The 1,565-nt window shown below is 43.1% G+C and carries 1 protein-coding gene; it reads right to left on the reverse strand.

Translation table 11 applies throughout. The features are described from left to right. Positions 1 to 72: 72 nt before the first annotated feature. Positions 73 to 1,458: a transposase gene (locus tag F6K53_RS41370; protein WP_293086166.1), complete on the reverse strand. Its 1,386-nt coding sequence runs from the start codon at positions 1,456 to 1,458 to the stop codon at positions 73 to 75. Positions 1,459 to 1,565: the final 107 nt, after the last annotated feature.

Raw genomic sequence — 1,565 nt, forward strand, 5'->3', positions numbered from 1 at the left:
CGTACATCCGACAGATTTTTTTGTGATATTGACATCTCCCCCAGTTGAAACACGGGGGATTATACAAGGTTTTTACGTGGCAGGGCGAGGGATTGCTCGCCCTGCCACTTCACTTCTTGTTCGATATGATTTTTTCAGGGATTTGAAAATGTCATATCGATGTGGAACTGTCAAAAATTCCCTACTCACCTTGGCCAGATCAAGACCTAGCTGTGTGGCTACTTTTTTGGCGATGTTAGCCGCCCCGTTGCAATCAGCGTTAATCAGACATCCCTTAGAAGTTTTGTACAATCCACGTTTTACTCGCTTGCCCGACGGTCTCCAGTCCTTGGGTTTTTCACCATAATTTGGAACACTGTCGCTGTCTAAGTAAGAGGCTTTACTGGTGTACGACTCTTCTGTAATTGTTAGTTTAATTCCGTACTCTGGGCAGAGCTGTTTTAGTCTTTCTATTAGTCTTTTTGTCGGCATGAATACGAAATTTTGATTGCCACGCTTTCCTATGTTTATTGAATCTTTTTGGCGTTCGTTCCAGCCAATAATTAGGTTTCCGATGCCCTCGCTAAGACAACGATTAATAATAAAACGGGCAGCCTTATTGATAGCATCCCGCATCTGATTGTTCCGTTTCCTTTGTACCCTATCCAAATTCGCATCCCAATAGAAATCAGGTACTCCGACTTTGTATTTAGCAACTAACCGGGCATACCCCTGATTCATAGACTTGAGCTTTCGGCCATCAATAATCAAACTTTTCCCTTGGGTTGAAACACCTGTCAACCAGTTGTCTGCGCCGTGATCAAAACTCCAAGCCTGCGAATAGTCCAGGTTGGGATTATTTTCCACTGGTTGCTTTCCATCCGAGATCACCCAATCAATCCATAATTCCCCTAGGTACGGACGAACGGTTACCTCTTTGACCCAATCTGGATCGATGAAATCTGGAGGTGTTAACGGGATTTCGGTTAGTAGATCCTCTTTCGATTCCTTGCTGATCGGGGGATAAAAAGACCCATTCCTGTACTTAAGTGGTTGACGAGGGAAAGTAACAGCAGCCAATCCTCCCTTCTTCCTGTACCTAAGAAGTCTTGGCTTATCGACTTGCCCCTTATAGTAAAGACCAACTAGCTGGTTGTAACTAGTGATTGATTCTGCTATTGTTTTAAGACTTTGTTGAGCAGACTGGGCTGCCATAGCTCTATAGTGGGGATTAGACTTAAGTTCTTTGCAGAGTTCAGCGTACTTAGTGCTGCATTTGTAAGTCTTCCATCCACATTTCAATTCGTCTCCACGCCAGTAAGGCGCGAAAGCTTCTTGTTCCTCCAACCAAGCGTAATGCTTCTGTTTCACATAATAAGTAGCACAGTTGATCAAGTTGTTGGCTTGTTGGCATTGGAATACCCAAAAAGCACGCTCTTCATCTGAGAAGACGGCCTTAACTGGAATGGTCTTGTACAACTTTATCACCTCCTACTATAATCATAGCAAATGTATGCCTGTATGACAACACAAATATGAAAAATGAAAGATTAATGATTAGGATTACAGCCTTTGAGAAACAGCAA

Origin of the sequence: Moorena sp. SIO4A1 (assembly GCF_010672065.1) — a bacterium.
In the GTDB taxonomy this organism is placed as follows: Bacteria; Cyanobacteriota; Cyanobacteriia; order Cyanobacteriales; family Coleofasciculaceae; genus Moorena.